Source organism: Pseudoduganella sp. R-34 (genome assembly GCF_049904655.1).
Taxonomy (GTDB): Bacteria; Pseudomonadota; Gammaproteobacteria; order Burkholderiales; family Burkholderiaceae_D; genus Rugamonas.
In genome coordinates this window covers 2,661,671-2,687,735 of sequence record NZ_CP184572.1, presented here as the reverse complement: position 1 = coordinate 2,687,735, position 26,065 = coordinate 2,661,671, and the positions used below count along the sequence as shown (strand labels likewise).

29 protein-coding genes and 1 pseudogene are annotated in these 26,065 nt (G+C 62.6%); 13 read left to right on the top strand and 17 right to left on the bottom strand.

Features of this window, described 5'->3' with window-relative positions; translation table 11 throughout:
- The first annotated feature begins 197 nt into the window (after positions 1 to 197).
- Complete coding sequence (locus ACN9MW_RS12455; RefSeq protein WP_426171102.1) at positions 198 to 674, top strand: ProQ/FINO family protein; 477 nt, start codon at positions 198 to 200, stop codon at positions 672 to 674.
- A complete protein-coding gene (locus ACN9MW_RS12450) occupies positions 674 to 1,330 on the top strand; it encodes a 3'-5' exonuclease (protein WP_426171100.1) in 657 nt (218 codons plus the stop codon). The genes ACN9MW_RS12455 and ACN9MW_RS12450 overlap by 1 nt, the downstream gene beginning before the upstream one ends.
- Here ACN9MW_RS12450 and ACN9MW_RS12445 read toward each other — a convergent pair.
- Positions 1,313 to 2,744 (bottom strand): annotated as a pseudogene (locus ACN9MW_RS12445) (PLP-dependent aminotransferase family protein). The gene ACN9MW_RS12450 and the pseudogene ACN9MW_RS12445 overlap by 18 nt on opposite strands.
- 91 nt (positions 2,745 to 2,835) lie before the next feature.
- Here ACN9MW_RS12445 and ACN9MW_RS12440 point away from each other — a divergent pair.
- A complete protein-coding gene (locus tag ACN9MW_RS12440) occupies positions 2,836 to 3,519 on the top strand; it encodes a c-type cytochrome (protein ID WP_426171099.1) in 684 nt (227 codons plus the stop codon).
- Between the two features lie 12 nt (positions 3,520 to 3,531).
- On the top strand, positions 3,532 to 4,815 hold the full coding sequence (locus ACN9MW_RS12435) for a c-type cytochrome (protein ID WP_426171096.1): 1,284 nt from the start codon (positions 3,532 to 3,534) through the stop codon (positions 4,813 to 4,815).
- A gap of 126 nt (positions 4,816 to 4,941) precedes the next feature.
- Here ACN9MW_RS12435 and ACN9MW_RS12430 read toward each other — a convergent pair whose 3' ends face one another.
- Both ACN9MW_RS12430 and ACN9MW_RS12425 read right to left on the bottom strand, forming a co-directional pair.
- Positions 4,942 to 6,054, bottom strand: a complete 1,113-nt coding sequence (locus ACN9MW_RS12430; protein ID WP_426171094.1) for a type IV pilus twitching motility protein PilT — start codon at positions 6,052 to 6,054, stop codon at positions 4,942 to 4,944.
- A 78-nt stretch (positions 6,055 to 6,132) separates the two neighbouring features.
- Complete coding sequence (locus ACN9MW_RS12425; RefSeq protein WP_426171093.1) at positions 6,133 to 6,768, bottom strand: SAM-dependent methyltransferase; 636 nt, start codon at positions 6,766 to 6,768, stop codon at positions 6,133 to 6,135.
- A gap of 139 nt (positions 6,769 to 6,907) precedes the next feature.
- On the opposite strand from ACN9MW_RS12425, the gene ACN9MW_RS12420 reads away from it, so the two are divergent.
- Entirely contained in the window at positions 6,908 to 7,678 is a 771-nt protein-coding gene (locus ACN9MW_RS12420; protein ID WP_426171091.1) for a head GIN domain-containing protein, read from the top strand.
- A 141-nt stretch (positions 7,679 to 7,819) separates the two neighbouring features.
- Here ACN9MW_RS12420 and ACN9MW_RS12415 read toward each other — a convergent pair whose 3' ends face one another.
- Genes ACN9MW_RS12415 through purU form a run of 7 tightly spaced genes read right to left on the bottom strand, consistent with a single transcriptional unit; the run spans position 7,820 to position 13,541 of the window.
- Positions 7,820 to 10,054, bottom strand: a complete 2,235-nt coding sequence (locus ACN9MW_RS12415) for a TonB-dependent receptor (RefSeq protein ID WP_426171089.1) — start codon at positions 10,052 to 10,054, stop codon at positions 7,820 to 7,822.
- Between the two features lie 9 nt (positions 10,055 to 10,063).
- On the bottom strand, positions 10,064 to 10,450 hold the full coding sequence (locus tag ACN9MW_RS12410) for a YcnI family protein (RefSeq protein ID WP_426171088.1): 387 nt from the start codon (positions 10,448 to 10,450) through the stop codon (positions 10,064 to 10,066).
- Between the two features lie 10 nt (positions 10,451 to 10,460).
- Positions 10,461 to 10,907, bottom strand: a complete 447-nt coding sequence (locus ACN9MW_RS12405) for a copper chaperone PCu(A)C (RefSeq protein WP_426171086.1) — start codon at positions 10,905 to 10,907, stop codon at positions 10,461 to 10,463.
- Between the two features lie 35 nt (positions 10,908 to 10,942).
- Positions 10,943 to 11,356, bottom strand: coding sequence for a DUF2946 domain-containing protein (locus tag ACN9MW_RS12400; protein WP_426171084.1), 414 nt, complete (start codon positions 11,354 to 11,356; stop codon positions 10,943 to 10,945).
- A 21-nt stretch (positions 11,357 to 11,377) separates the two neighbouring features.
- A complete protein-coding gene (locus tag ACN9MW_RS12395; protein ID WP_426171083.1) occupies positions 11,378 to 12,097 on the bottom strand; it encodes a M48 family metalloprotease in 720 nt (239 codons plus the stop codon).
- A gap of 31 nt (positions 12,098 to 12,128) precedes the next feature.
- A complete protein-coding gene (locus ACN9MW_RS12390; protein ID WP_426171081.1) occupies positions 12,129 to 12,665 on the bottom strand; it encodes a YaeQ family protein in 537 nt (178 codons plus the stop codon).
- Between the two features lie 6 nt (positions 12,666 to 12,671).
- The gene (gene purU, locus ACN9MW_RS12385; RefSeq protein ID WP_426171079.1) at positions 12,672 to 13,541 is read right to left on the bottom strand and encodes a formyltetrahydrofolate deformylase; all 870 of its coding nucleotides are present in this window, start codon (positions 13,539 to 13,541) and stop codon (positions 12,672 to 12,674) included.
- Between the two features lie 104 nt (positions 13,542 to 13,645).
- Here purU and ACN9MW_RS12380 point away from each other — a divergent pair, with 104 nt between their 5' ends.
- The 3 genes from ACN9MW_RS12380 (at position 13,646) to ACN9MW_RS12370 (ending at position 15,667) form a co-directional block, all read left to right on the top strand.
- On the top strand, positions 13,646 to 14,656 hold the full coding sequence (locus ACN9MW_RS12380) for an NADP-dependent oxidoreductase (protein WP_426171077.1): 1,011 nt from the start codon (positions 13,646 to 13,648) through the stop codon (positions 14,654 to 14,656).
- A gap of 57 nt (positions 14,657 to 14,713) precedes the next feature.
- Positions 14,714 to 15,259, top strand: coding sequence for a hemerythrin domain-containing protein (locus ACN9MW_RS12375; protein ID WP_426171075.1), 546 nt, complete (start codon positions 14,714 to 14,716; stop codon positions 15,257 to 15,259).
- A gap of 120 nt (positions 15,260 to 15,379) precedes the next feature.
- Positions 15,380 to 15,667 (top strand): KGG domain-containing protein, encoded by a 288-nt coding sequence (locus ACN9MW_RS12370; RefSeq protein WP_426171074.1) that lies wholly within the window; start codon positions 15,380 to 15,382, stop codon positions 15,665 to 15,667.
- A gap of 33 nt (positions 15,668 to 15,700) precedes the next feature.
- Here the strand turns inward: ACN9MW_RS12370 and ACN9MW_RS12365 are convergent, their stop codons facing one another.
- The 7 genes from ACN9MW_RS12365 to modA form a co-directional block, all read right to left on the bottom strand.
- Positions 15,701 to 16,720, bottom strand: a complete 1,020-nt coding sequence (locus ACN9MW_RS12365; RefSeq protein ID WP_426171072.1) for a hypothetical protein — start codon at positions 16,718 to 16,720, stop codon at positions 15,701 to 15,703.
- A gap of 1 nt (position 16,721) precedes the next feature.
- Positions 16,722 to 18,920, bottom strand: coding sequence for an FAD-binding protein (locus tag ACN9MW_RS12360; RefSeq protein WP_426171071.1), 2,199 nt, complete (start codon positions 18,918 to 18,920; stop codon positions 16,722 to 16,724).
- Between the two features lie 4 nt (positions 18,921 to 18,924).
- Entirely contained in the window at positions 18,925 to 19,287 is a 363-nt protein-coding gene (locus ACN9MW_RS12355; RefSeq protein ID WP_426171070.1) for a DUF805 domain-containing protein, read from the bottom strand.
- A 77-nt stretch (positions 19,288 to 19,364) separates the two neighbouring features.
- Entirely contained in the window at positions 19,365 to 20,165 is an 801-nt protein-coding gene (locus ACN9MW_RS12350) for a TOBE domain-containing protein (RefSeq protein ID WP_426171068.1), read from the bottom strand.
- Positions 20,158 to 20,838 (bottom strand): ATP-binding cassette domain-containing protein, encoded by a 681-nt coding sequence (locus tag ACN9MW_RS12345; RefSeq protein ID WP_426171067.1) that lies wholly within the window; start codon positions 20,836 to 20,838, stop codon positions 20,158 to 20,160. Before ACN9MW_RS12345 ends, ACN9MW_RS12350 begins: the two co-directional genes overlap by 8 nt.
- Complete coding sequence (gene modB, locus ACN9MW_RS12340) at positions 20,835 to 21,509, bottom strand: molybdate ABC transporter permease subunit (protein ID WP_426171065.1); 675 nt, start codon at positions 21,507 to 21,509, stop codon at positions 20,835 to 20,837. The genes ACN9MW_RS12345 and modB overlap by 4 nt, the downstream gene beginning before the upstream one ends.
- A gap of 3 nt (positions 21,510 to 21,512) precedes the next feature.
- Positions 21,513 to 22,247: a molybdate ABC transporter substrate-binding protein gene (gene modA / locus ACN9MW_RS12335; RefSeq protein ID WP_426171063.1), complete on the bottom strand. Its 735-nt coding sequence runs from the start codon at positions 22,245 to 22,247 to the stop codon at positions 21,513 to 21,515.
- Positions 22,248 to 22,363: 116 nt separating this feature from the next.
- Here modA and ACN9MW_RS12330 point away from each other — a divergent pair, with 116 nt between their 5' ends.
- From ACN9MW_RS12330 to cydX, 5 genes are read left to right on the top strand one after another with little or no spacing between them, the layout of a single operon-like run.
- Positions 22,364 to 22,948 (top strand): GbsR/MarR family transcriptional regulator, encoded by a 585-nt coding sequence (locus ACN9MW_RS12330; RefSeq protein ID WP_426171061.1) that lies wholly within the window; start codon positions 22,364 to 22,366, stop codon positions 22,946 to 22,948.
- Positions 22,945 to 23,154: a cytochrome oxidase putative small subunit CydP gene (gene cydP, locus ACN9MW_RS12325; protein WP_426171059.1), complete on the top strand. Its 210-nt coding sequence runs from the start codon at positions 22,945 to 22,947 to the stop codon at positions 23,152 to 23,154. The genes ACN9MW_RS12330 and cydP overlap by 4 nt, the downstream gene beginning before the upstream one ends.
- On the top strand, positions 23,138 to 24,694 hold the full coding sequence (locus ACN9MW_RS12320; RefSeq protein ID WP_426171058.1) for a cytochrome ubiquinol oxidase subunit I: 1,557 nt from the start codon (positions 23,138 to 23,140) through the stop codon (positions 24,692 to 24,694). The genes cydP and ACN9MW_RS12320 overlap by 17 nt, the downstream gene beginning before the upstream one ends.
- Entirely contained in the window at positions 24,691 to 25,833 is a 1,143-nt protein-coding gene (gene cydB, locus ACN9MW_RS12315; RefSeq protein ID WP_426171056.1) for a cytochrome d ubiquinol oxidase subunit II, read from the top strand. Before ACN9MW_RS12320 ends, cydB begins: the two co-directional genes overlap by 4 nt.
- Positions 25,834 to 25,845: 12 nt before the next feature.
- The gene (cydX, locus tag ACN9MW_RS12310) at positions 25,846 to 25,998 is read left to right on the top strand and encodes a cytochrome bd-I oxidase subunit CydX (RefSeq protein ID WP_426171053.1); all 153 of its coding nucleotides are present in this window, start codon (positions 25,846 to 25,848) and stop codon (positions 25,996 to 25,998) included.
- Positions 25,999 to 26,065 lie beyond the last annotated feature (67 nt).

Here is a 26,065-nt window from a genome sequence, read left to right as displayed (position 1 = left end):
TCACAGGGCGGCGCGGCCCCGGCCGAAAACTCTTTACCAATCTGAATTCGCACCGTCCTGCATTTGGTGCGTCTGTCATTATACAAGGTTTTGGCTCGCACCGCACCCATTAATTCGATATCAAAACCACATCATGAGCGAAAACACAATGCGCCGGGCGCTTGCGTCGTGGTATGCTGGCGGCTCTTGATTAACCTATGAAGTCGATGAACACTAGCACTACCCCTCAGCAGCCGGCCGAAGGCCAAGCCGCCGCACCTGCCGCCCCCAATTCCGCACGCGCCCTGCTCAAGCAATTGCAGCAACAGTATGCCCCGTTCCGCGACAGCCTGCCGCTGTCGATCGGCATCGACAAACAGCTCATCGCCGCGATGCCGGAGCTTAACCGCAAGCTGATGCGCGCCGCCCTGGGCATCCACACCTCCTCGCAGCGCTACCTGCGCGCCATGGAAAAAGCCACCGTCCGCTACAACCTGGATGGCAGCACCGGCGCTGAAGTCACCGACGAACACCGCAAGCACGCCAAGGAAACCCTGGCTGAACGCTACAAGAAAGAAGTGGAGCGTCGCAAGGCTGAACGCGCTGCCGAACGCGAAGCTGCAGCCGCCCAGGAAGCCGAGCGCCGCCGCGCAGAGAAGCTGCAGGCGCTGACCGCCAAGTTCTCCAGGAAGTAATGAGCGACGCGCCAGAAGCGGTCCCCGAGCTGCCTCCTTATGAAGGCATCCGGCTGGCCGACGTCAGGCTCGTGAAGACCGCCGCCGACGCGGAGGCAGCGCAAGCGGCCCTGCTGGCGGCGGATGCTATCGGTTTCGATACCGAATCCAAGCCGACCTTTGTCAAGGGCGAGAGCTCGGACGGCCCGCACCTGATCCAGTTTGCCGACGACCGCCATGCCTGGCTGTTCCAGGTTGGCGCTGCCTTTCCCCATCTGGCCGTGGTCAAGGCTATCCTTGAATCGGACCTGACGCTGAAGATCGGCTTCGGCCTGTCCGACGACATCAAGCGCGTGCGCGCCAAGCTGGGCATCGAGCCGCTGAAAGTGGTGGACCTGGGCGTGGTGCTGCGCGTGCCGGGACAGAAGAATGACCTGGGCGCCAAGAGCGCTGTCGCCAAGTATTTCGGCCAGGCGCTGACCAAGTCCAAGAAGATCTCCACCACCAACTGGGCCACGCCGCGGCTCAATGAAAAGCAGATCCTGTACGCTGCCGACGATGCGCAAGTGGCGCTGCGCGTGTACCGGCACTGGATCGGCATCGGCAACGTGCTGCCGCCGATCAAGCCGCCCAAGCGACCTAAAACCGGGAAGCCAGTGTCAGGCCCAAGGGTCTGACACTGGCTTCACGGTTTTCGCCAGCACCCCAAGCTTCGCAATCGCCGCCGCCTGCCGTTCATCCCAAATATGCCCGTAGTTGAGGCGAATGCAATTGCGAAACGCCCGCTTCGCGCTGAACATCGGCCCCGGCGCAATGCTGATCCCGTGCGCCAAAGCCAGCCGATGCAGCTCCAGCGCATCCACTGACTCCGGCAACACCACCCACAGGAAATACCCGCCCTGCGGCTGCGTCACCCGCGTCCCCGCCGGGAAGTGCGACGCGATCGCCGCCAACATCTGCTGCTGTCCCGCCAGCGCACCACGCAACTGTCGCAGATGCCGCTCATATCCACCCTGCCCCAGGTATTCCGCCAGCGCCAGCTGCGAAGGCATCGCCGCCGACAGCGAGGTAGTCAGTTTAAGACGCTCGACCTGCCGCGCAAAACGCCCCGCCGCAGCCCAGCCAACCCGGAATCCCGGCGCCAGACATTTTGAAAACGAGCTGCAATGCATCACAAGTCCCTTGCTGTCGAAACGCTTCGCCAGCGCCGGCCGCTGCGCGCCGAAATACAGCTCGCCGTACACATCATCCTCGATCAGCGGCACGTCATGCGCCGCCAGCAATTCGACCAGGGCCCGCTTCTTCTCCGGCGGCATCAGGCTGCCAAGCGGATTCTGGAAACTGGTCATCAGCCAACAGGCGCTCGGCCTGTGCTGCTCCAGCGCCGCAGCCAGCGCCCCGAGTTCGATCCCTTCGCGCGGATGCGTCGCCACCTCAAGCGCTTTCAAGCCGATGCGTTCAAGCGCCTGCAAGGCCGCGTAGAAACTCGGCGACTCCACCAGCACCGTGTCGCCCGGCCGCGCCACCGCCTGCAGGCAGAGATTCAGCGCTTCCAGCGCGCCATTGGTGACCACGATGTCGTCCGGCGCCACCTGCAAGCCATCGAGCTGGTAGCGCAAAGCGATCTGGCGCCGCAACTCCGCATTCCCCGGCGGCAGGTCGGCAATCGTGCTCCACGGATCGATATGGCGCATGCTGGCCGCGACCGCGCGCCCCAGCTTATCGAGCGGGGAACAGCAAGGGACTGGGAAAGGCGGAACCGAAAGGCACGTTGCCCGGCGCCCGGCTGGCCTCCAGCACCTGGAACACCAGCTCACTGACGTCAACCAGGGTGGAAGCCGCATCGGGCCGCGACACCTCCGGTTCCGGCGCGGCAGCAAAGCGCCGCGAAGCCACGTAATACCCCGAGCGCGGACGCGACTCGATCAGGCCACGCGCCTCGAGCTGGTAATAAGCCTGGAACACGGTGGACGGGCTGACGCCGCGCCGCTCCTGCTGCTGCCGCACCGAAGGCAGCTTCTCGCCCGGCCGCAGCACGCCGGACGCCATCAAGCCCGCCAGTTCATCGGCTAGCGCCTCGTAAAGCTTCAAACTGATACCCTCATTCCGTGGCCATTCTGAGCCTGTTATTCTCCGCCTCGCAGGCGTATCCTTGACCCATCACAAGAAAAACGGATTCATCATGCTCCGCATTCTCTCATTTGGCGCCGCAGTTGTGGTCACCTCCGCGCTGGCCGCACCGGCCAGCCTGCCGGACACCGTCGAGCAGCGCGTCGCCGCCTGCATTGCCTGCCACAAGGCCAACGAGCAAGGAGACGCCTTCTTCCCGCGCATCGCCGGCAAGCCCGCCGGCTACCTGTACAACCAGCTCCTGAACTTCAAGCAGGGCCGCCGCCAGTACCCGATGATGACGTATATGGTCGAACAGCTGCCGGATGCCTACCTGAGGGAGATCGCCCAATACTTCTCCGAACAGCACGCCCCCTACCCGCCGCCCGCGGCCACCAGCGCCACGCCGCAAATGATCGAGCGTGGCCGCGTGCTGGTGCACCAGGGCGACCCTTCGCGCAAAGTGCCGGCCTGCGTAGCCTGCCACGGCGAGGCGATGACCGGGGTGGCACCCGCGATTCCCGGCCTGATTGGCCTGCCGCGCGACTACATCAACGCCCAGTTCGGCGCCTGGCGCAACCAGAAGCGCAAGGCGCACGTGCCGGACTGCATGGCCGAAGTGGCCAATCGCCTGAGCGAATCCGACGTTGCCGCCGTCTCCGGCTGGCTGGCCGCGCAACCGGCCGACCCGAACGCGCGTCCAGCGCCCGCCCTGCCCGGACAATTGCCGTTGGAATGCGGCGGCATCCGCAAATAAACAGAACCGACCATGAAGCGCAATACGAAAATCGCCATCGCCGTACCGCTGCTGCTCGTCGTCGCAGCGGTCGGCTTCCTCTGGCCCAAGCACGACACCGGCCCGGCGCCAAGCGCCGCCTCGAAGACCCTGCCGATCGGGGAAAAGGCGGCGCGCGGCGCCTACCTGGCCAAGGCCGCCGATTGCATGGCCTGCCATACCACGCGCGGCGGCGCCGCCTTTGCCGGCGGCCGCGCCCTGCAAACGCCGTTCGGCAACGTGATGTCGCCCAACATCACGCCAGACAAGGAAACCGGCATCGGCAACTGGAGCGCCGACGATTTCTGGAACGCGCTGCACAACGGCAAGGCAAAGGATGGCCGCCTGCTGTACCCAGCCTTCCCATACACCAACTACACCGCAATGACGCGCGACGACTCGGACGCGCTGTACGCCTACTTCCAGTCCATCACACCGGTGAAGCAGGCCAGCCAGCCGCATAGCCTGCGCTTCCCCTACAACCAGCAAGCCATGCTGGCGGTATGGCGCGCCCTGTACTTCAAGCCCGCCGTGTACACGCCAGACGCCGGCAAGTCCGCCGAATGGAACCGCGGCGCCTACCTGGTGCAAGGCCCCGGCCACTGCATTGCCTGCCACAGCGAACGCAACGCCCTGGGCGCCAGCGACAAAGGCCTGTCAGGCGGCCTGATTCCCGTGCTGGGATGGTACGCGCCCTCGCTCACCTCCGACCGGGAAGCCGGCCTGGGCGACTGGGAAGTAAAAGACATCACCGACCTGCTGAAGACCGGCGTCTCGCAGCGCGCCACCGTGTTCGGCCCGATGGCGGAAGTCGTGCGCGAAAGCCTGCAGCACCTGAGCGATGAAGACGCACGCGCCATGGCCGTGTACCTCAAATCGCTGCCGAACGAAAGCGGCAGCCGCGAGCCGTACGAACGTTCAAAGGAACCTGAAGCCGCCGCCTTTCTCGCAGCGGGCGAAAAGATCTACAGCAAGGCGTGCGTAGACTGCCACGGTGAAAAAGGCGAAGGCATCGCGCCGCACTACCCGCCATTGGCCGGCAACCGCGCGCTGACGATGGACGAAGCGGTAAACCCGATCCGCATTGTGCTGAATGGCGGCTTCGCCCCCGGCACGGCAGGCAACCCGCGTCCCTACGGCATGCCGCCGTTCAGCCATTCCTTGAATGATGTGGAAGTAGCACAAGTAGTATCCTACCTGCGCGCCGCATGGGGCAACAACGCCTCACCGGTCGAAAGCACCACCGTCAACCGCTACCGCAACGTACCGCTGGAATAACTACAGCCCAGTCCGTGTCACACCCTGGGGTCACACCCGAAGTGTGACACGGCCTCAACTGGTATCGGATGAGCCCGTGTCACACTCGGGGTGTGACCCCAAGGTGTGACACGGGCTCGGCTGATCTTAGAGCATGTCGGCGAAGCCGAGGCGGTCGGTGGTTGCGTGGCGGGCGTCTTCGATGCTGACTTTCTTTTCGGCCAGCAGCTTGCGCAGGCATTCGTTCATCGTGTAGCAACCGGGGGCGGACTTGCGCTCCATGACATTGCGCAGGTCGGCCACATTGCCGTTTTCGATCACCGCCGCCACGTCGGGATTGACGGTCAGGCTTTCCGTACCCAAGTAGTAGCGATCGCCATCCATCGCCGGCATCAGCGCCTGGCACAGCACGCCGCGCAGGGCGTGCGCCAGTGCCTGGCGTTGCGGTTCGGTGTTGCCCAGCAGGCGGATCATCTTTTGCAGGCCGAGCTCGGTCGAGCGTGCATGCAGCGAGGCCAGCACCAGCGGACCGGATTCGGCCAGCGCCAGCGCTTCGTGTGCGGTCTCCGCATCGCGGATCTCGCCGATTACGATCACGTCGGGACGTTCGCGCAGCGCATCCTTGGCGCCCAGGTCGAAGGTTTCAACGTCGCCGTCAAAGCCGACTTCGCGCTGGGTGATCACGCACTTGCGTTGCGGGATCAGGGTCTCGACCGGGTCTTCGATGGTGATGATATGGCCGGAACGGTTCTTGTTGATGTCGTCCAGCATCGAGGCGATGGTGGTCGACTTGCCCTGGCAGGTGTCGCCAATAATCAGCACCAAACCGCTCGAGAGCTGCGCGAACTTTTCTTCCGTCGGGCGCAGGCCCAGGCCGGACAACAGCAGCGGTTCTTTCGGGAAGCGGCGAATCACGCAGCCGAGGCGCTTCTTTCCCTGGAAACTGAAGCAGTTGGCGCGGATGCGCGCGGTGTGCAGGTCGATGGCGCGGTCGAAAGCGCGGTCCTGGATGCGTTCGCGCCAGTTCGGCTCCACCACTTCAAAGAATTCTTCCAGCTCTTCGCGCGTGATCGGCGAATCGGTCACGGCCACCAGGCCCTTCGGCTGGCGCAGCAGCAAAGGGCTGTTCTGGTGGATCAGGATGTCCGAAAAAACCAGTTTGGAATTCAGCAGGTGCAGGATTTGCTCGACGAGGGTGCCAAAGACCGGGTGGTCTTCGTTCTCGATATACGTCAGGGTGCGAATTTGCGAGGTTTCCATTGTGCCTGTGTTCTCCAATTGTTACGCAAGATTCTATTGCATTTGCTTTGTAGAATGTAAGTGGCTGGTGAACAACATTTATTTCGGATATTCAAATCCGGTACGGATATCGAAGGCAAAACTGCGGCCGCGCTCGCTCACAGTCAGCCGTTGCGGCGGTTCCTCGCCGGCCAGCGCACGCGACTTCACATGCAGGCCCTCGCCTTCCCGGATCAGCTTGTCCGCGCGCTCGTAAACATTTTGACAACCAGTTTCGGCAATCAGGGCCTGCACGATGGCAATCTTCCACGCTTCCACAGCGGCAGACTGGAACTGGCACACCAGATAGCCATCCTTGCCGCCATAACTCTGCACCAGCAGGCCGGACAAGCCATCTTCATCGCCGAGCACGATCGGCACCAGTTCATCTGGCCGCGCCGCTTGCAGGGAATGGATGCGGCGCGCGATGGCGGCACGCACGCGCCGCTTCACCATGGCGTGGTCGACCGGCTCGTCTTCACGCAGGGTCCAGACGCGGGCTGCGATCTGCGACTTGGCGTTATAGGCGGCGCGGGCCAGGAATTGGCGCGATGAGGACACGACCGTGGCCGTGGCGCCTGGCTTGTTTTTCTCTGCGGGACGGCCGTCGACGCGCTCAATGGCGGACAGGTAAATATAGGGATCGCCGGCAAGGATGGATTTCTCCTTGCCCTGTTTGATGATGATGGTAAGCATGGGCGAAATGATACAGGAGCGACGCCCTGCCCGCGGCATTTGCATTCTGTTCCCGCAAGGCGGCGTCCTGTCGCATTGCGCAGGCATCAGGGCGCAGGCTTCGATACGATGTTTCTTATTCAAATTGAGGAGAAACAAGATGAAGATGTCTGCTGCAATGCGCAATGCCCTGGTCGCCGCATCCGTTTTTGCTGTCGCCGCTCCGCTTGCCGTGGTCTCAGCCGCCCCGCTGGGCTGGTTTGCCGGCGAACGCGTGCAGGGCAATGGCAAAATCTCCAGGCAGGCGCGGGAAGCGGCCAACTTCACCGGCCTTGGCCTGGGCTTGCCTGGCAGCGTCGAAGTCCGCATCGGCAGTACCGAGAGCGTGAGCATCGAATCGGATGACAACATCCTGCCGCTGATCGAAACCGTGGTCGAAGATGGCACCCTGCAGATTCGTCCTGTCCGTCCCAACCTGCAGTTCGATACCCGCAACCTGAAGGTTGTGATCACTGCAAAGAATCTGGAACGCATTTCGGTTGGCGGTTCCGGCTCGGTCGATGCGGAAGGCCTGCGTGGCGGCAAACTGTCCTTCAATGTCGGCGGCTCCGGTTCCATGAACTTGCGCAATATCGAAGGCGAGTCCGTCACCGTTTCCCTCGGCGGCAGCGGCAACCTGAAGGCAAGCGGTTCGGCCGACAAACTGAAGGTGTCGATTGGCGGTTCGGGCAAGGTCAGTACCGGGCAACTGGCAACGCGCGAAGCTGCGGTCAGCATTGGCGGTTCAGGCCGCGCTGTGGTGTGGGCCAAGCAATCGCTGTCGGTCAGCGTGGCTGGCTCGGGCGATGTCAGCTACTACGGTGAGCCGCAGCTCACCAAGAGCGTGATGGGCTCCGGCAGCGTGAAGCGCCTGACTGGCAACCCGAACTGATCAATGCCTCTGTCCCGGCCCGTGTCGCCACAAAGTTCACGGGCCATCGTCCCTCAGAAATTCTTCTAATTTTTCACCTGCGATCAGCTTGTCAAGCCGCGCAAAGGAGAACGCCCCGGCGGGGCGTTGTTCACTGGGGGCCTAGAGGTCGAACTTGAGGTCAGCGCTGAACGTGCGCTGGGCATATGGGTGGAAAGCCCAGTACTTTTCGCCGTTCAGGTTGTCGATGCCGACCGATGCCGTCCACTGGCGATTGAAGCGGTAGCGCAAGCGCACGTCGGCGACCAGGTAGTCCGACACGCCCATATACGTTGCCCCATTCGGATCGCTGTTATCCAGCGTGCCGAACTGCTTGCCGCTATAACGCACACCGATTGTGCCGGTCCAGTGCTGGCCCACATGGTAAGACGCCAAGGCATTCGCGCGCCACTTCGGCACGCGCGGTTGCCGCTTGCCGACGCTGGAAGGCATGGCATCGTTCGAGACGATCTCGGAATCCGCATAGGTAAGACTGCTTTGCAGCGTCAGCCCATGCGTCAGGACGTCGTCAGCCTGTTGCGACAACTCCAACCCACGTGTACGGATCTTGCCCACGTTCTGTACCGTATTCACAGTCGCAGTCAGCGGCTGCGAATACAAGGCATCGCGCGTGGCTTCGCCAAACAGCGTGGCGCGCATACTACCTTGCGCTGTCATGCGCTCCGCTGTCAGCTCGCTGGTCCACGATTTCTCGGCACGCAGGTTCGGATCCGTGTTGACGATCCTGTCGTCCACGATGGAACCCTGGAACAACTCCGCCGCGGTCGGATTACGTACCGCACGGCCGATGGATGCCTTCAGGCGCCAGGACTCGCCCGTACGCCACGCCAGCGCAGCCTTGGGCGACCAGGCCTGCTCGCGGCGGCCGGTGAAAGGCAGCAGCTTTCCAGTCGCTCCCGAGATTTGTCCACCATATGCGCGCCAGCTTTCCTGCCTCAGGCCAAGCGTTGCCTTCCAATCCGGCGACAGCCGCCAGGTATCCTGCGCATACAGGCTCTCAAGCCGCGTATTGCCATTGAAGGTCGACACATGCTTGCCGCCTGCTCCTGCGATCCAGTCCGGCACGCTGGTCACATGCGTGCGCAACCTGGCATTCTCGCGCTGCACGCCAAACTCCGCTTGGTGCATAGTGCCAGCGCGCCAGCTACCGCGTAACGCCAAAGTGTTCCACCCACTGCCTCCCATATCGGTCAGGTTGCCCTGCCCGCCTCCTGTCGGCACTCGTGCGAGGTCGCGCGAATAGTCGTAAGCACTGCCGGCGATTTCCCAATTGAAGCTGCCGCGCCCATGCGTTTTCAACGACAATCCGTGCATCAGATGTTCAAGGTCCGCACGCGCACCAGCAAAGTCGGAAGGCAGCAGCGTAAAACGCTTGCCGCCGATATTGATTGCGCCGCTGGTCACGGCATTGCCTGCGCCATCGCGCAAATACGATTCGGCACTGCGCACCACGTCGTTCTGCCACCAGCCCAGCGTGTAGCTGGCACGCAGCGTTGGCGACAAATCATATGCCAGCTTCAGCTTGGCGTGATCCTGCACCGTGTTCACCTGGCCCGTGCTGCCAAGGATGTACCAATCCTTGCCGGCGGGATTGCGATCCCCAACAGCGCCCGTCACGGCCACGCCGGCCGGCTCGCCCGGTTTTGGCGCGACGCCTGCCGACAAAAGCTTGTTGGCAAAGGCGATCGGCTGGCCGTCGCTGTCAAGGCGCGACAGGTTCAGCCACCACGCCAAGGCGCCCGTCCGATTACCCAGCGAGGCGCTGTACTGCCTGCCGGCATGGCGAGAATCAGTTCCGTATTGCTCGAAATCCTGGCTCACCCACGACAGTTTGGCGTGCGCCTCCAGCTTGCTTGGCATGCGGGTCTGGAAATCCACCACCGCGCCCACCGAGTTGCCTGCATAGGCGGCTGAAAACGGACCGTACAGCACGTCGACGCGTTCGATTTCCTCCGGCGTTACCAATCCCCAGCGCGGGGTGTAGCTTGCGCCATTTCCAAGCAGGTTGGAGAGCAGGATGCCGTCCGCATACACCAGTGAACGTGCACTGTTGCCAGTGCCGGAAGCGCGGCTGGCCAGCACAGCATGGTCGTAATCGCCGATAAAACGCTTGCGCACATTCAGGCTTGGCAGGTATTTCAGCGCATCCTCGCTATCGAAGGCGTTGATGCGGTCTTCCACCAGCGCCCCGGTGATCCCTTCGATCGTAGTCGGTATCTGCGTAGGCAGCGACGTCGGGCGGCCACCGTTGATCGTCACCACGTGGTCCGCTTGCGCCGGGCAAGCCAGGCCCATCGCCGCCAGCATTGCGGCCAGCGGTTTGTATTGGCATTTCATGATCAGCCCCTAGCGCGTTTCGAGGGTGGCTTCCCAGTTCGCGCTGCCGAACTGGCAGGACTGGACGATCTTGAAGGTGTGGCTGCCCGCCGCCGGCATTTTGCCGAACATGACAAATTCGTCGTAGAACTCGTCAGGCAAGGGACCGCCGCGCCAGGCCAGGCTGTCGGGCGTGCGTTCGATGCTCCAGCCATTCTTCAGCATGGGCTTCATCGGCGCAAAGCCTTCCGGCAGCCGGATGCTGACCGCCACCGTGGGGCTGCCATTGCAACCATGGCCGACACGGAACACCAGCTTCTGGTAGCTGCCCGCCGCAAATTCACGCTGCTCCAGCGAGATATGGGCGTGCGCGGACGCTGCCGCGAGCAGTGCTGCGGCCATCAGGTATTTTTTCATGGTCGGCTCCTTAGTGCTTGGGAGCGGTGTACGACAGCGGCTTGACCGGCACTTGCACTTGCACCGTCTCCTGCTTCTTGCCCTTGCCCTGGATCACCAGCGTCATGGGCACCGTTTCGCCCGCCTTCATCTGGCGCTTCAGGTCCATCATCATGATGTGGTAGCCGCCCGATGCCAGCGCCACCGGCTTGCCGGCCGGGAGGTCGATGCCTTCGACGGCCGACATCATCATGCGGTCGCCCTGCATCGACATCTGGTGGATTTCAATAATGCCGGCGGCAGGCGAACGCACTTCCACCAGGCGCGCGTCCTGTTTGGAAACGAGCTCCATGAAGGCGCCGGTGGCCTGTGCGGCCGGCACGGTGGCGCGAATCCATGGCTCGCGCACGGTAACTTGTGCCGCGGCGGAGGCGGCGAAGGCGATCGACATTGCGAACGCGAAGAACTGCTTTTTCATTTTTCACTCCTTGATTCGTTAAATGGGGGACGAAATCAGGCGTGTGCAGGCGGTCCTCGCGGATTGGACGCAGACCACACCGGCAGTGGTTGTGGCGACTGGTAGAACAGGGTTGGGCACATGGTCGCACCGTCGAGGGGCAACGGCAAGGCAAGGTCGGTTGGCGGGAGGCCAAACCAGCCGGCATGCGGCAAGCAGTAGGAACAGTCTTCCATGTCCATTTGCGCCATTGGTTGCGCCGGGGACTGCGCTTTGCTGCGGTCGATCACGGCCACGAAGGTGGCGTAATCGAGATCGCCGACACCGGTCACGCGCGTGCCGTCGTTCAGGCAGATCTCCCATGTGCGCGGCTTGCCGTTCATCGCATGCGAAATTGCCGGCGCAAGTGCGTTCATCAGGATGGCGAAGCACGCGATCCAGATCCAGCGCAAGCGGGTTGACGATTTCATATGCATGGCGGGCATTATAGCCTAGCGGGACGCTTCCATTTGCGCAGCCAGCTCGCGCGCGGCGCGCCAGCGGCTGGCGGGTGAAGGATGGTCGAAGCGTGCGAAATTGGGGGAGTGGCTGTGCTTTGCCAGCTTGCGGAAATAGGCCGCCAGCGCCTGCGGCGGCCATCCGGCGCGCGCCGCAAACAGCAGGCCTTCGCGGTCGGCTTCCAATTCCTGCTGCTGATTGAAACTCGCCAGTTTGCGCATCAGGGCACTATCGTTGTCGATATCGTGTTCGAATTCGGCGAAGGGCTGCGTCGCCCGCCCCGGTTCGAGCCGCAGCGCCTCTTCGAATTCCTTCAGGTTGTGGCGCAGTACCGCGTGCATGATTTCGTGCGCCAGCAGCATTGCCAGTTCCGCATCGGAGAGCGCCAGCTCATCGATATAGGCGCGGCTGACCAGGAGCTTGCCGCCCGCCATGGCAAAGGCATTGGCATCGCCGTCGGTCGTGGTGTGCAACTCCCAGTCCCATGCGGTGGTTTCCGGAAACTCGCGCTTCGCCTGCTCGATCAAGGGGCGCGCCAGCACTGCCACGCGCGCGCCAAAATGCTCATCGTCGTCAAGGCGATAGCCTTTGCGAAGCTCATCGATCTGCCCGCGATACAGCTTTGCGGAACCGGCCATGACTTCAGCCTGCGTCACCGCCTGGGCCGTGGCCCCCTGGACGAGGAATAGAAAGGCAATCAGGTAGCGCAACATGATGAGCACATTCTGCCACCGATTCGCCGGATCAGGACTTCCAGACCTCGCGCGTGACTTCCACGGTGGTGGCGCCGTCGGTCAGCCAGATCTGGCCGTCCTGGATCGTGCACTGCAGCTGCATGGAGCGCTGCGCCATCTTTTCCAGCGCGGCGCTGGCCTCGGCATCGATATTCACCACGCTGACGTTCCTGGCGCGGTCGATCTTGCTGGCGAGCTGCTTCCACCACACGTGCGAGGCGGAGCTATAGGAATACACCATCACCTTCTCGGAACGCCCGGCGGCCTTCAGGATGCGGCGCTCGTCCGGCTGGCCGACTTCGATCCACAACTGGATGGCGCCGGTCAGGTCCATCTGCCACAGGTCAGGTTCTTCGGTATCGGAAATGCCTTTTGCATTCACCAGCGCCTCGTCGGCGTGGATCGCGAAGGCGACGATGCGCACCATCAGGCGTTCATCCGTTTCGGACGGATGGCGCGCCAGGGTCAGCATATGGGTTGCGTAGTAATTACGGTCCATGTCCGCGATGGACAGTTCCGCCTTGTAGATCGTAGATTTCAGTGCCATTACTAATTATTTGAAGATTACAGTTCGGTCGCCGTTCAGCAGGATGCGATGTTCGACGAACCATTTCACGGCGCGCGCCAGCACCACGCACTCGACGTCGCGGCCGATCGCGGTCAGCGCATCCGAATCCATGGCGTGGTCGACGCGCTCCACGTCCTGCTCGATGATCGGGCCTTCATCCAGGTCGCCGGTCACGAAGTGGGCGGTGGCGCCGATCAGCTTCACGCCGCGCTTGTGCGCCTGCGCATAAGGCTTGGCGCCCTTGAAACTGGGCAGGAAGGAATGATGGATGTTGATCGCCTTCCCTTTCAGGCGTTCACACATCGACGGCGACAGGATTTGCATGTAGCGCGCCAGCACCACCAGGTCCACCTTGTGGTTTTCCATCAGTTCCGCGATGCGGGCTTCCTGCGCCAGCTTGGCTTCCTCCGGCGCGCCGGTTGCCAGCGGCAGGTGGTGGAACGGAATGTTGTAGCTGGCCGCCAGCTGGTAGAAGTCCATATGGTTGGACACGATGGCTGGAATTTCGACCGGCAGCAGCCCGCTCTTGTAGCGGAACAGCAGGTCGTTCAGGCAGTGGCCGATCTTGGACACCATCAGCATCACCCGCGGCTTGGCGTGCGCATCGTGCAGCGCCCATTCCATGCCCATGGCTTCCGCCACCTTGGCGAAATCCGCGCGCAGCACGGCATCGGTGAAGGCGGCATCCTCGCGCGCAAAGTGCACGCGCATGAAGAAACGTTGCGTTTCCGCGTCACCAAACTGGGCGGAATCGATGATGTTGCAACCATGTTCAGCCAGGAATCCCGATACACGATGGACGATGCCGCGCTGGTCGTGGCAAGAGAGCGTAAGGATGTATTCTGGGTGATTCATGGCATTTCAAGTCATGGGCGGGACGGTATTGTCGCATGAACATTGCCACGTCTGGCAAATTCCGGAATAGAATGACCGTACTTTTTTATAAAAGAGGAGCAAAAATGGAGAACACCCAGTTCCGCCTCGCCGCCCGTCCGGTCGGCCTGCCCAAGGACAGCGACTGGCAAATCACCAAGGAGCCGGTGCGCGAGCTGGCCGACGGTGAAGTGCTGGTCAAGACGCTCTACCTGTCGCTCGACCCCGCCATGCGCGGCTGGATGAACGACGCCAAATCCTATATCCGCCCGGTCGGCATCGGCGAAGTCATGCGCGCCGGCGGCCTGGGTGAGGTGCTCGCTTCCAAATCGCCGCGCTTTGCCGTGGGCGACCAGGTCGGCGGCGGCTTCGGCGTGCAGCAGTACTGGGTCGGCGCCGCCGACGACCGTCATGCCGGCCTGCACAAGATCGACACCCGCCTGGCTCCCGCGACCACCTGGCTCAACACCCTCGGCATGCCGGGCATGACCGCCTACTTCGGCCTGCTCGAAGTGGGCCAGCCGAAAGCCGGCGAAACCGTGGTGGTGTCCGGCGCGGCCGGCGCCGTCGGCCAGACCGTCGGCCAGGTGGCCAAACAGCTTGGCTGCCGCGTGGTCGGCATTGCCGGCGGCAAGGAAAAATGCGATTTCGTGGTCCATGAGCTCGGCTTCGACGCCTGCATCGACTACAAGGGCGGCGATGTGCGAGCCGGCCTGAAGGAACACTGCCCAAATGGCGTTGACGTATACTTTGACAACGTTGGTGGCGACATCCTCGACATCGTTCTCACGCGCATCAACCTGAAGGCCCGCATCGTGATCTGCGGCGCAATTTCGCAGTACAACAACACGACGGCGGTCAAAGGACCGGCCAACTACCTGTCCTTGCTGGTGAACCGCGCGCGCATGGAAGGCATGGTCGTGTTCGACTATGCCGACCGCTACCACGTAGCCGTTGCCGCGCTCGGCAAATGGCTGCAGGAAGGCAAAATCAAAAGCCGGGAAGATGTCGTGCAAGGCATCGAGAAATTCCCGCAGGCGCTGACCATGCTGTTCGAAGGCAAGAACTTCGGCAAGCTGGTGCTGCAAGTCGCCTGAGCCCCTTCCGCTGCGGCTTCTTCTGCGCGGCTTAACCGACGCAGCGAAGGAGCCAGCATGAGCCAGCAAAACCAGGGCGCCACGGCAAAAGATGCCGTGGCGCTACTCACCGCCGACCACGACAAGGTCAAGAAACTGTTCCGTGAATTCGAGAAATGCGATGCCTCGCACCAGGGATTGAAGCACGACCTGGCGCAGCAAATCTGCATGGACCTGACCATTCACGCCACCATCGAAGAAGAGATTTTCTATCCCGCTGTGCGCGCCGAGACCGGCCACCAGCAGCAAGTCGATGAAGCCCTCGAGGAGCATGGCTCGATCAAGGAGCTGGTCGAGCACATTCGCGGCATGGCCACCGGGAACGGCGAGCTGGATGCCACCGTGCAAAAACTGCACGAATGCGTGGAACACCACGTTACCGAAGAAGAACAGCAAATGTTCCCCAAAGTCCGCCAGAGCGATGCCAACCTGGCCGAACTGTGCGAACAGCTCAAGGACCGCAAGGAAGAACTGGAGCATGACTTCGGCGCCACCCCGGTGCGCGGCAACAACACCGCCGAAGCGGAGGGCGAACGTTCCGCCACCGGGCAGGCTGGTTCCTGAACCGAAAAAAAAGTTTGAACTTTATTGCAGACCTTCCCTCCAAGCCCAAGAAGCAGCCGCGACGCTGCTTCCGGCCCGGGCACACGCCCGGCTTTCTGGGCACATTGAGGGAGGTGGATCATGGCTACACAGGACGAGCAGGTCAGAATCGGCAATGGCAAGCGCGGCTTCGCAGCGATGGATAAGGAAACCCAGCGCATGATTGCCAGCAAGGGCGGCCAGGCCGCGCACCAGAAGGGCACGGCGCATGAATTCACCCCGGAAGAAGCGCGCCGCGCCGGCCAGAAAGGCGGCGAAGTGGTGAGCCGCAACCGCGAGCACATGGCGGAAATCGGGCGCAAAGGCGGCGAGAGTCGACAGACTGCGCGCGGCGGCAACCGGCAAGGCGAAAAAGGCGAAGCAGGCTGAGGCCTGCCTGGCGAGCGCTGGCCGCGGCCGGCATTAATAGTCGTACACGTGCTCCACCTCGACGCCCTGGCGCGGCGCGTCGACCAGGTAGCGTGACAATGCCGACACCCGCATCACCAGCGCCACCCGCTTGCGCCCCGGTTCGGTCAGGATCGGCTGTTCGAACAACACCCGCGTGTCCGGTGGCGCCGCCGTGCCCTGCCCGCGCGTCAGCACCGTCACCAGGATGACGCCGCTGTTGCCGGCAATGTCCTGCAACTGCACGTCCTGCAGCCCAAGGCGCGTTGCTGCCAGGCGGAAGTCGTAATAGCGCGGCAGCTCCAGCACGGCGCGGCCATCGTCCAGCATGCGCAGCAGCTTGACGTTGGGCATGTCGGCCAGGTCGTAAGGCTCGTGGTCGACCACCACCTGCGTCGTCATCAGGGCCGGCTCGTAGGCGGCACTGGTCGCCAGCTTGATCAACTTGCCGTAGGCCGCCTTCACCAGGTATTCGGTGGTCAAGGCATAGCGCCGCTCGAGCTTGCGCAGCATATTGGCGCCGAACAGCGGCGTATCCGTCCACAGGCCTTTCAGCTTGGTGCTGAAGTTGTACAGGTACCAAGGCTCCTTGCGGATGAAGTCGACGTAATCCTGCGCCACGCGCGCGCCGTATTCGTCTTCCGGCGTCAGCGCCGAGGCGGTGGCCCAGCTGATGCGGCCCAGCGTGTTTTCATACAGCGAGCGCAAGCCATATTCCACCGAGGTACTGCCGCCGATGACGCCGATCATCACGTGATAGCCGGCGTTGCCCGGATACCTGGCACGCACCTGTTCTTCAGTCACGGCTGCATAACTGGTCCAGATCTGGCCTACATGCCCGAGGAAGGGGAAGTTGTGGGCCGGATGCTGCTTCACATAGCGGGCGTATTCGGCCGGGCTGTGCACCAGGAACCATTCAGGGAAGGTCAGGAAAGTCTGCTCCACGCTGCGCCGTTGTTCCGCCGCAATCGGGCTTTCGGCGGAACTGGTCAGGCAAGCGGCCAGCAGGCTCAAAGCCAGCAAGAGTTTGCGCATATCAGATCCGTTTGAAGGCCATCAGGACGTTCGCGGACGGATCGCCATCCTGCACGATGCGCTCGCCCGTGTGCTCGAAGCCGGCTGCTTCCACGCGCTTGATCCATTCGTCCACCGAAGCGAAGAAGCGCAGCTCCGACGAATTGACCGCCCACGGCTCGCCCAGGCCGGCATTGAACACGCAATGGGCCAGGCTGACGAAATCGTCCATGGCGCGGTCTTTCACGTCGTGGTCGCGCACCACGAAATAGCCGCCGGGACGCACGACATTCGCCACCGACGCCAGGAACGGCGCCAGCTTGTGCGGTTCCATGTGATGCAGGCCGACGAAGCAGCTGACCAGGTCCGCGCTTTGCTCCGGCAGTTCGATGGGCGCGAAGTCCTTCATCTGCACGAACTTGCCGACCTGCAGCAAGCCGCCCCGCTCCACGATATCGACAGGAGAATAGCCTGGCGCCTTGTCGTGCACCAGCGTCACTTTGCCCTTCAGCTTGAGGTGCTTGCGCAGTGCGTTGACGTAGCGGCCGGTGGTGCCGATCTCCACGTAATCCCTCAACACCTGGTCGCCCAGCAGGCGCTTGGCCTGAACACCCATTTCTTCTTTCTGCACCATCAATGACGGCAAGGCATAACGCAGCAGCGACAGCGGCGGCGTAATGCCCGGCAGGCCCGCCTGCAAGGCGCGGTAGATCGATTCCTCGTCGTCGTTTTCGGTGGTCGCCTTGCGGATCAGGGTGTGGAAGCGGTCTTCCGGGAACAGGTTGAAGATGTTCTGCAGGAAGGCGTAGAACTTGTCCGCTTCGCGCTCGCTGCCGTACACCGAATGGAACAGCGAACGGCGCGCCGCTTCGCCATCCGGGTTCAGGTCCAGCGTCGGCGCATAGTATTTGTCCCACAGGGCGCCGCGCAAGCGGTACTCGGGATCGAGCTCGCGCTTCATGGCGAACAGCTCTTTCGCGCGCGGATAGGCGCGGTGGAATTGTTCATGCGTGCCGTGCAGCTGGTATGGCAGGTAGTAGGTGCCGCCGCATTCCAGCACGGCGTCGATCAACTCGCGCGTCCACACGCCAACGCGTTCGCGCGCATTGTCGCGCGTGCGCTGCTTGTGGTACAGCACGAAAGCGAAGGTCTCGCCGCGCGCCCACGACAGCAAGGTGCCCGGATCGGACAGTGCATGGCGAATCGAGATATTGATGGTGTTGACACGATGCTTGGCCAGGATGGCCGACAGCTTCGGCACGAATTCGTCCATGCGCGTGCAAGGCACGAAATACTCCTGCAGCACGTAGGTGCGCTCGGTGCGGCCCAGCGGCTCCAGTTCCGCCGTGTCGTAGCCGGCCTCGTAATTGCGCCAGTGGACCTTCTTCTTCCGGTACAGCAGCGGGTCGAGCAGGTACTCGCGGCGCCATTTGCCGAACGGCGATTCGGACACCGACCACAGGAAATACAGCTCCGCCAGGTAGGCGCGGTTCAGCGGCTGCAGGCGCGGCTTGTCGGCCGGCAGGTCGGTCACGGTCCAGGTCACGGCGCGCGCACGGTTGTACTGCGGCGGATACAGGTCGGCGTTATGGAAAGTGATCTCCTTGCGGCCGCGCACATTCACGTCGAACCACGCCGGGTAATCCCTGGTCGCCAGCTTTACGCTGCCACGCTGCACGCGCGTATTCGGCACCAGTTCCAGCTCCGCCTCGGCGATGATGCCGATCGCGCCGTAGCCGCCAATTGCCGCGTAAAACAGCTCGCTGTCCTGCTGCGGGCTCGCTTCGCGCACTTCCCCGCTGGCCAGCACCAGCGTAATCGAACGCACCGACAGCACCACCGGGCCCAGGCCCATATAGCGCCCGTGGGCATTGACCGACAGCGCGCCGCCGACGGTGAAATTGGCATAGGTCTGCATGATCTTCACCGACAACCCGTGCGGGTCGATGAAGCGCTGGATATCGCACCAGCGGATGCCGGCCTGCACGCGGATCAGGCGGTCCGCCGGCGAGAATTCGAGCACGCGGTTCATGCCGCGCAGGTCAAGGTGCAGGCTGCCGGGGCTGGCCGTATGGCCGCCCATGCTGAAATGGCCGCCGCCGATGGAAATCGGCAGGCTGGTCTTGCGCAATGCATCCTGCAGGTCGGCGGTGGTGCTGGGTGTCGCTACCGCGTAGACATTGATCGGGTTGAGCTGGGTGACGTCGTTTACAGTTGGCATAGTCTTACTTTGCGATGTTCACTTGCAGGTAATCGTGGCGCGACAGCGGGTCGTCGCCATAACGGTTCTTGCCTTCTCCGCCGCGGCGGCAAAGCAGGAGCAGTACCCAGAGCGGGCCCAGGACAGGGATCAACAGCAAAAGAAGACTCGGGCCGGAGCGGCCGATGTCATGCAGGCGCTGGGTGGAGACGGCCAGCGCGCCCCAGGTGAAGGCCAGCGCGAACGCGGCGGCGCCGGGATCGCCAAGCAGCTCATTGGCGAGCATGCCGAAGGCCAGGCAGACCAGGCCAAGCGCGATGATACGTGTCAGCCAGGTGCGGCGATTGATGCGCCCCTGGCATCGGAAATATTTTGCTAGCAGTTCCATTTCTTTTCCACAAAGGACGGGGCGGGCCCGAAAAGTGGACTAGCTTAGCAAATCCTCATAACGTTGCAAAACGGAATTCATATCGGAACACCGATGATCACGCTCGACGCCTTGAACAAGGCGGTCGCTTCGATGCCCACTTCGAGCTCCATCGCTTGCTCGCTGTCGCGCGTGACAGTGGCCGCGATGGTGCCGCCGCCGGGCAAGGCAATGGTCACCTCGGAATTGACGGCGCCAGGCTGCACGCGGCATACCGTGCCGCGCAGCTGATTTCGCGCCGACAGTTTGCCGGTTTCGCCGGTCGCCAGGATGATCGAAGAAGCCTTAACTAAAGCGAAAGCTTCCGTTCCTTCTTGCAAACAAAGGCTTTCTGCGCTCTCGTGTGTGATGATTGCAACAATCTCCTGGCCGCCAACAATGCGCAGGATGATTTCGTCATTGACCGCGCCCGGCTTGATGCGTGCCACGGTTCCGGAGAATTGATTGCGCGCGCTGGTTTTCATTTTCATTGATTGCAACAGGAGGTAATCATCTGCCAACCCTTGCGATTGGCGGCTCAGGTGTTTCATGAACACACTGTGCTCGTATTCGATGCGGCGGAAGTTCGCCACCAGCTGCGCGCCGCGATGCGTGAGCCGCGTACCGCCGCCGCCCTTGCCGCCGGCGGATCGTTCCAGCAACGGTTCGCCGGCCAGGTTGTTCATCGCATCGATCGCATCCCATGCAGCCTTGTAGCTCATGCCGATTGCCTTGGCGCCTTGCGTGATCGAGCCATGCTGCGCGATGCTGGCCAGCAGTTCGACGCGCTGGTGGCCGCCGAAGTCCTTGCCATCAAGCGTGATCCACACCTCGCCTTGCAGTGCAACCTCTTTAACCATTGCTGCCCTCCCCGGCCACGCGGCCGTCAGCCATCGTCAATACATGCCCCCCGAAAGTGGCGGCGTCGTCGGGATCATGCGTAATCAGCAGCATCGGGATATCGAGCCGGCGCTGCAGGCTATCGAGTTCGGCGCGCATGCGCACGCGCAGCGCCGGGTCCAGCGCAGCGAATGGCTCGTCCAGCAGCAGCGCACTCGGTTCCGCCACCAGCGCACGGGCCAGCGCCACGCGCTGCCGCTGGCCGCCGGATAATTCCGTCGGCCGCTGATGCGCGACCTCGGCCAGGCCAAAGGCTTCCAGCCAATAGCGCACTGCTTCCGGCTCGCCGCGATGCGACGGATTGAACCAGCCGCGCTGCAGGCCGAAGCCGATATTCTGCCGCACGTTCAGGTGCGGGAATAAGGCATAGTCCTGGAACAGGTAGCCTACGCGCCGCTTGCGCGTCGGCACATCGATTCCCGCGCTGCTGTCGAACAGCTTCTGCCCATCCAATTCGATCACGCCGCTGTCAGGACGCGACAAGCCGGCAATCGCTTTCAGCATCTGGCTCTTGCCGGCACCTGATGCGCCGTAGATCACGACCCGCTTGCTCGCCGATTCGAACCGCGCATCGAGCAGGAAGCTGCGCGGCCCGGCGCGCAGGGCCTTGCGGATATTCACACTGATCGTCATGCCGCCCCCTGCGCGCGATTCGGTACCAGCCGGTTCGCAGCCACCAGCACGATAATGCAGGTGAGCGACGTAATGATCACCAGCAGGTTGGCCGTATCGTCCTGCCCCGCCTGCACCGCCTCATAGACGGCAATCGACAGCGTTTGCGTCTTGCCGGGAATGCTTCCCGCCACCATCAGCGTGGCGCCAAACTCGCCCATCGAACGAGCGAAAGCCAGCAAGGTGCCGGCCAGCACGCCGCGCCACGCCAGCGGCAGGCTGACACGCAGGAATACGCCAAGCGGCGGCACGCCCAGCACGCGGGCGGCTTGCTCCAGCTGCACGTCGACAGCTTCGAAGGCCGAACGCGCACCTTTCAGCACCAGCGGAAAAGCGACGACCGCTGCCGCGATGACTGCACCTTGCCAAGTGAAGATCAGGTTGATGCCGAAGTGCTGCTGCAGCCAATGACCTAACGGGCCATTGCGGCCGATCAGCACAAGGAGGTAATAACCCAGCACCGTCGGCGGCATCACCATCGGCAGCGTGAGCAAGGCATCCAGCACATCGCGGCCGGGGAAGCGGCCGCGCGCCAGCAGGTAGCCGAAGCCGACACCCAGGACCAGGTCAATCAAGGTGGCCCACAACGCCACCTTCAGTGACAGGCCAAGGGCGATCAGCGCAGCATCCATTGCTTATGGTTTTCCGAATCCGTGGCGCGCCAGGATGGCCTGGCCGCCGGCGGACATGATGAAATCGGCAAAACCGCGCGCACCCGCCGGATTTGGCGCGTCCTTGATGACGGCCAGCGGATAGGTGATCGGCGTCGTGGTCGGCACCACCATCGCTGTGCGCACCTTCTCCGCTTGCGAAGCGACGTCGGTCTGGTACACCAGGCCTGCCTCGACTTCGCCACGGGCGATATAGTCAAGGCTCTGGCGCACATTCGTTCCGAACACGAATTTCGGCTCCAGTTCGCCCCACAGCCCTATTTTTTCCAGCGCGCCCTTGGTGTAGCGGCCAACAGGCACGCTGGCCGGATTGCCCGTGGTCAGGCGCTGCAGCGCCGGCTGGCGCAAGTCGGCCAATGTGCGCAGTTCCAGATTGCTGCTGAACGGCACGGCCACCACCAGGCGATTGCTGGCGAAGTTGCGGCGACTGCCCGGCGCCAGGTGCGGCTGGGCCTTGTCCATGGCGTCCTGGTCGGCGGAGGCAAAGACATCCACTGGCGCCCCCTTGGCAATCTGGGCCACCAGCGCATCGGATGCTGCAAAGTTCAGCAGGACCTTGTCGCCCGGATGGGCTGCTTCGTAGGCCGCTGCTGCCTCACGGAAAGCGTTGTTGAGACTGGCTGCGGCGGATACAGTGATATCTGCAGCAGAGGCGGCGCCAGCGGCGCCCAACAGCAAGACAGCAGTGATACGTTTCATCAGCATTCCTTTGCAAAAGCGCAATATACACGATTATACAGCGCAAAGTTTTTTGAATCGTCCTATAATTTCAGGAAATCCTGAAAATTCAAAAACTCAAGGAAGCAGATCAAGAAATGGTAAACCTGAGCCCCCTCGCACAGAAATTCATCCTCCACTTTGGCGAAATGGGCAGCCGCTGGGGGATCAACCGCACTGTCGGGCAAATCTATGCCCTGCTCTACGTCAGCAACCGCCCGCTGAATGCCGATGAAATTGCAGAACACCTGGAATTTTCGCGTTCCAACGTTTCCATGGGCTTGAAGGAACTGCAGTCCTGGCGCCTGGTCAAGCTGCTGCACCAGCCAAACGACCGCCGCGAATATTTCGAACCGCCGAAAGACGTGTGGGACATTTTCAAGGCCTTGCTGGAAGAACGGCGCCGCCGCGAAGTCGAGCCGACCCTGTCCATGCTGCGCGACGCGATGCTTGAATCCGCCTCCACGGCGGAAGACCGCTATGCCCAGGAACGCATGCGCGAGATGTATGAACTGATCGAGCTTTCCAGCTCCTGGTTCGACGACGTGCAGCGCCTGTCACCGGACACCCTGGCTTCCCTGATGAAAATGGGCTCCACCGTCAAGAAACTGCTTGATGTCGGCGACGTCGTGCGCGGCAAGTTCCGCTCGAGCCGCAGCGAGGCTGAAGAGGACAGCAAATGAAGCCCCCCGGCCGCCACAGCCTGGCCCTGACCATCACGATCGCACTGGCCGTCAAGGCCTTGCTGCTGTACGGCCTGTGGTACGCCTTCTTCTCGCATCCGCAAACCAAGAAAATGCGGCTGCCGACCGGGCAGGTGGAAAAACACCTGCTGGCGGCGCCCGCGCCAACCCTTACCGAAAAGGTCAAAGATGGCACCCGTCGATGAAGTTGTTGCCCTGTCCCGGCTGCAGTTCGGGCTCACCGCCCTATACCATTTCCTGTTCGTCCCGCTGACGCTGGGCCTGTCCTGGATCCTGGTCATCATGGAGTCGGTCTATGTGATGACCGGCCGCGAAATCTATCGCGACATGACCAGGTTCTGGGGCAAGCTGTTCGGCATTAACTTTGCCATGGGTGTTACCACCGGCATCACGCTGGAATTCCAGTTCGGCACTAACTGGGCGTATTACTCGCACTATGTGGGCGATATCTTCGGCACGCCGCTGGCGATCGAGGGCATGATGGCCTTTTTCCTCGAATCGACCTTCGTCGGCCTGTTCTTCTTCGGCTGGAACAAGCTATCCAGGCGCCAGCACCTGCTCGTCACCTTCCTGGTGGCCTTCGGCTCCAGCCTCTCCGCGCTGTGGATCCTGATCGCCAACGGCTGGATGAACCATCCGGTCGGCGCGGAGTTCAATGTCGAAACCATGCGCATGGAACTGACCAGCATCGCCGACGTGATCTTCAATCCGGTCGCCCAAGTGAAGTTCGTGCATACCGTGGCGGCAGGCTATGTCACCGCCTCCATGTTCGTGCTCGGGGTCTCCGCCTGGTATTTACTAAAGGCGCGCGACGTGGCGTTTGCCTTGCGCTCGTTCGCGATTGCCGCAGGCTTTGGCTTGGCCTCGACCCTGTCCGTGATCGTGCTGGGGGACGAATCCGGCTACACCGTGGGTGAAGTGAACAAAGTCAAGCTGGCCGCCATCGAAGCCGAATGGCACACGGAACCCGCTCCTGCCGGCATCACCGTATTCGGACTGCCCAACGACGAGCATCAACGCACCGACTATGCCATCAAGATCCCTTACGTCATGGGCCTCATTGCCACTCGCTCGATCGACAAGCCGGTCACTGGCATTTCCGAGCTGAAGGCGAACCATGAAGTCCGCATCCGCAATGGCATGAAAGCTTATGCCGCACTGACGCGCATCAAGGCCGGCGATAAGTCGCCCGAGGCGCTGGCAAGCTTCAAAGCGCTGCAGGAAGACTTGGGCTATGGCCTGCTGCTCAAGAAGTACACGCCAAACGTGATCGACGCCACCGACGCCCAGGTAAAGATGGCGGTGGACGACACCATCCCCAAAGTAGCCCCGCTGTTCTGGGCCTTCCGCGGCATGGTAGGCCTTGGCCTGGCCTTCCTGTTCATCTTCAGCGCCTCGTTCTACTTCCTGATCCGCCAGCGCCTGGCGCCGCAGCGCTGGCTGCTCAAGCTGGCCGTGTTGGCGATCCCGCTGCCGTGGATTGCCGCGGAACTGGGCTGGATCGTGGCGGAATACGGCCGCCAGCCCTGGACGATTGCGGGGATTTTGCCGACCCACCTGTCGGCCTCCAGCGTCCAGCCATCGAACCTGTATTTCAGCCTGGCCGGCTTCGCCTTGTTCTATACCGTGCTGCTGGTGATTGAAATGAAGCTGGTGTTCAAGTACGCCCGCCTCGGCCCAAGCGCCCTGCACACCGGCAAATACCATTGGGAGCAGCAAGCATGATCTTCGACTACGAAACCTATAAGGTGATCTGGTGGTGCTTCGTCGCCGTACTGCTGCTTGGCTTTGCACTGACCGACGGGTTTGACTTCGGCGTCGGCATGGCGCTCCCCTTCCTCGGCAAGGACGACACCGAACGCCGCGTCATCATCAACACCATCGGCCCGACCTGGGAAGGCAACCAGACCTGGTTCATAGCCGCGGGCGGCACGCTGTTCGCAGCCTGGCCGCTGGTGTATGCCGCGGCATTCTCCAGCCTTTACATCGCCCTGCTCGTCGCCCTCTTCGCCCTGTTCTTCCGGCCGGTGGGCTTCGACTACCGCAGCAAGATCGCCGACCCGCGCTGGCGCAACAGCTGGGACTGGGGACTGTTCATCGGCGGCTTCGTGCCACCGCTGATCTTCGGCGTCGGCATGGGCAACGTGCTGCAAGGCGTCCCGTTCCGCTACGACGACCTGCTGCGGCTCGAATACACCGGCAATTTCTTCCAGTTGCTCAACCCATTCGGCCTGCTGTCGGGCGTGCTGGCTGTCGCCATGCTCGCCATGCACGGCGCCACCTTCCTGCACCAGAAGACGGAGGGCGTCATCGCCGAGCGCGCGCGCCGCATGGCGATGGTTGCCGCCGCGTTGACCATCGTATTGTTCGCCGCCGCCGGACTATGGGTCGCCACGTCCCTGCCCGGCTACCGCATCACCGCCATGCCCGATGCCGGCACCGCCTTCATGCCTCCGGCGAAAACCGTGGTACTTGCCGCCGGCGCATGGATGGACAATTATTCGCACTGGCCGCTGACGCTGGCCTTCCCGGCGGCAGCCATCCTCGGCGCCGTGCTGGTGATCGTGCTCAGCGCCGCACGCCGCACCGTTGCAGCCTTCCTTGCCAGCGGCGTGAGCGTCGCCGGCATCCTGCTCACTGTTGGCGGCGCCATGTTCCCCTTCGTCCTGCCGTCTTCGCTGGCGCCCTCGCACAGCCTGACTGCATGGGACGCCACCTCCAGCCACAAGACACTGGCCGTGATGTTCTGGGTCGTGGTGATCATGCTGCCGATTATCGTGATGTACACAAGCTGGGTGTACCGCGTGGTGCGCGGCAAGGTCACCAGCGCCCATATTCACGAAAACGAACACACCGCTTATTGAAAGGAATCAGTCATGTGGTACTTCACCTGGATCCTCGGCATCTGCGTCGCCGTCTTCGCCGCCATCATCAATGTGATGTGGTTGGAGGCGAACTACGCCTTCGGAGAGCGCAAGGAAGAACTGACGCGCGCCCGCTTCGAATCCGCACGCGACGCCGATGTGTAACGGTCGCAGGGCCAGTACAGTACTGGCCCTGGATTGCTCAAGTGTCGCTTCAGCCCGCGGCAAGCGG

Coding starts and splice junctions, on each gene's coding strand:
- modA (WP_426171063.1), bottom strand. CDS start 22,247: ATGAAACGTATCACTGCTGTCTTGCTGTTGGGCGCCGCTGGCGCCGCC.
- ACN9MW_RS12375 (WP_426171075.1), top strand. CDS start 14,714: ATGAGCCAGCAAAACCAGGGCGCCACGGCAAAAGATGCCGTGGCGCTA.
- ACN9MW_RS12355 (WP_426171070.1), bottom strand. CDS start 19,287: ATGGAACTGCTAGCAAAATATTTCCGATGCCAGGGGCGCATCAATCGC.
- ACN9MW_RS12395 (WP_426171083.1), bottom strand. CDS start 12,097: ATGTTGCGCTACCTGATTGCCTTTCTATTCCTCGTCCAGGGGGCCACG.
- ACN9MW_RS12380 (WP_426171077.1), top strand. CDS start 13,646: ATGGAGAACACCCAGTTCCGCCTCGCCGCCCGTCCGGTCGGCCTGCCC.
- ACN9MW_RS12405 (WP_426171086.1), bottom strand. CDS start 10,907: ATGAAAAAGCAGTTCTTCGCGTTCGCAATGTCGATCGCCTTCGCCGCC.
- ACN9MW_RS12330 (WP_426171061.1), top strand. CDS start 22,364: ATGGTAAACCTGAGCCCCCTCGCACAGAAATTCATCCTCCACTTTGGC.
- ACN9MW_RS12425 (WP_426171093.1), bottom strand. CDS start 6,768: ATGCTTACCATCATCATCAAACAGGGCAAGGAGAAATCCATCCTTGCC.
- ACN9MW_RS12415 (WP_426171089.1), bottom strand. CDS start 10,054: ATGAAATGCCAATACAAACCGCTGGCCGCAATGCTGGCGGCGATGGGC.
- ACN9MW_RS12365 (WP_426171072.1), bottom strand. CDS start 16,720: ATGCGCAAACTCTTGCTGGCTTTGAGCCTGCTGGCCGCTTGCCTGACC.
- ACN9MW_RS12435 (WP_426171096.1), top strand. CDS start 3,532: ATGAAGCGCAATACGAAAATCGCCATCGCCGTACCGCTGCTGCTCGTC.
- cydX (WP_426171053.1), top strand. CDS start 25,846: ATGTGGTACTTCACCTGGATCCTCGGCATCTGCGTCGCCGTCTTCGCC.
- ACN9MW_RS12320 (WP_426171058.1), top strand. CDS start 23,138: ATGGCACCCGTCGATGAAGTTGTTGCCCTGTCCCGGCTGCAGTTCGGG.
- purU (WP_426171079.1), bottom strand. CDS start 13,541: ATGAATCACCCAGAATACATCCTTACGCTCTCTTGCCACGACCAGCGC.
- ACN9MW_RS12410 (WP_426171088.1), bottom strand. CDS start 10,450: ATGAAAAAATACCTGATGGCCGCAGCACTGCTCGCGGCAGCGTCCGCG.
- ACN9MW_RS12430 (WP_426171094.1), bottom strand. CDS start 6,054: ATGGAAACCTCGCAAATTCGCACCCTGACGTATATCGAGAACGAAGAC.
- ACN9MW_RS12400 (WP_426171084.1), bottom strand. CDS start 11,356: ATGAAATCGTCAACCCGCTTGCGCTGGATCTGGATCGCGTGCTTCGCC.
- ACN9MW_RS12345 (WP_426171067.1), bottom strand. CDS start 20,838: ATGACGATCAGTGTGAATATCCGCAAGGCCCTGCGCGCCGGGCCGCGC.
- ACN9MW_RS12370 (WP_426171074.1), top strand. CDS start 15,380: ATGGCTACACAGGACGAGCAGGTCAGAATCGGCAATGGCAAGCGCGGC.
- ACN9MW_RS12350 (WP_426171068.1), bottom strand. CDS start 20,165: ATGGTTAAAGAGGTTGCACTGCAAGGCGAGGTGTGGATCACGCTTGAT.
- modB (WP_426171065.1), bottom strand. CDS start 21,509: ATGGATGCTGCGCTGATCGCCCTTGGCCTGTCACTGAAGGTGGCGTTG.
- ACN9MW_RS12450 (WP_426171100.1), top strand. CDS start 674: ATGAGCGACGCGCCAGAAGCGGTCCCCGAGCTGCCTCCTTATGAAGGC.
- cydB (WP_426171056.1), top strand. CDS start 24,691: ATGATCTTCGACTACGAAACCTATAAGGTGATCTGGTGGTGCTTCGTC.
- ACN9MW_RS12455 (WP_426171102.1), top strand. CDS start 198: ATGAAGTCGATGAACACTAGCACTACCCCTCAGCAGCCGGCCGAAGGC.
- ACN9MW_RS12420 (WP_426171091.1), top strand. CDS start 6,908: ATGAAGATGTCTGCTGCAATGCGCAATGCCCTGGTCGCCGCATCCGTT.
- cydP (WP_426171059.1), top strand. CDS start 22,945: ATGAAGCCCCCCGGCCGCCACAGCCTGGCCCTGACCATCACGATCGCA.
- ACN9MW_RS12440 (WP_426171099.1), top strand. CDS start 2,836: ATGCTCCGCATTCTCTCATTTGGCGCCGCAGTTGTGGTCACCTCCGCG.
- ACN9MW_RS12360 (WP_426171071.1), bottom strand. CDS start 18,920: ATGCCAACTGTAAACGACGTCACCCAGCTCAACCCGATCAATGTCTAC.
- ACN9MW_RS12390 (WP_426171081.1), bottom strand. CDS start 12,665: ATGGCACTGAAATCTACGATCTACAAGGCGGAACTGTCCATCGCGGAC.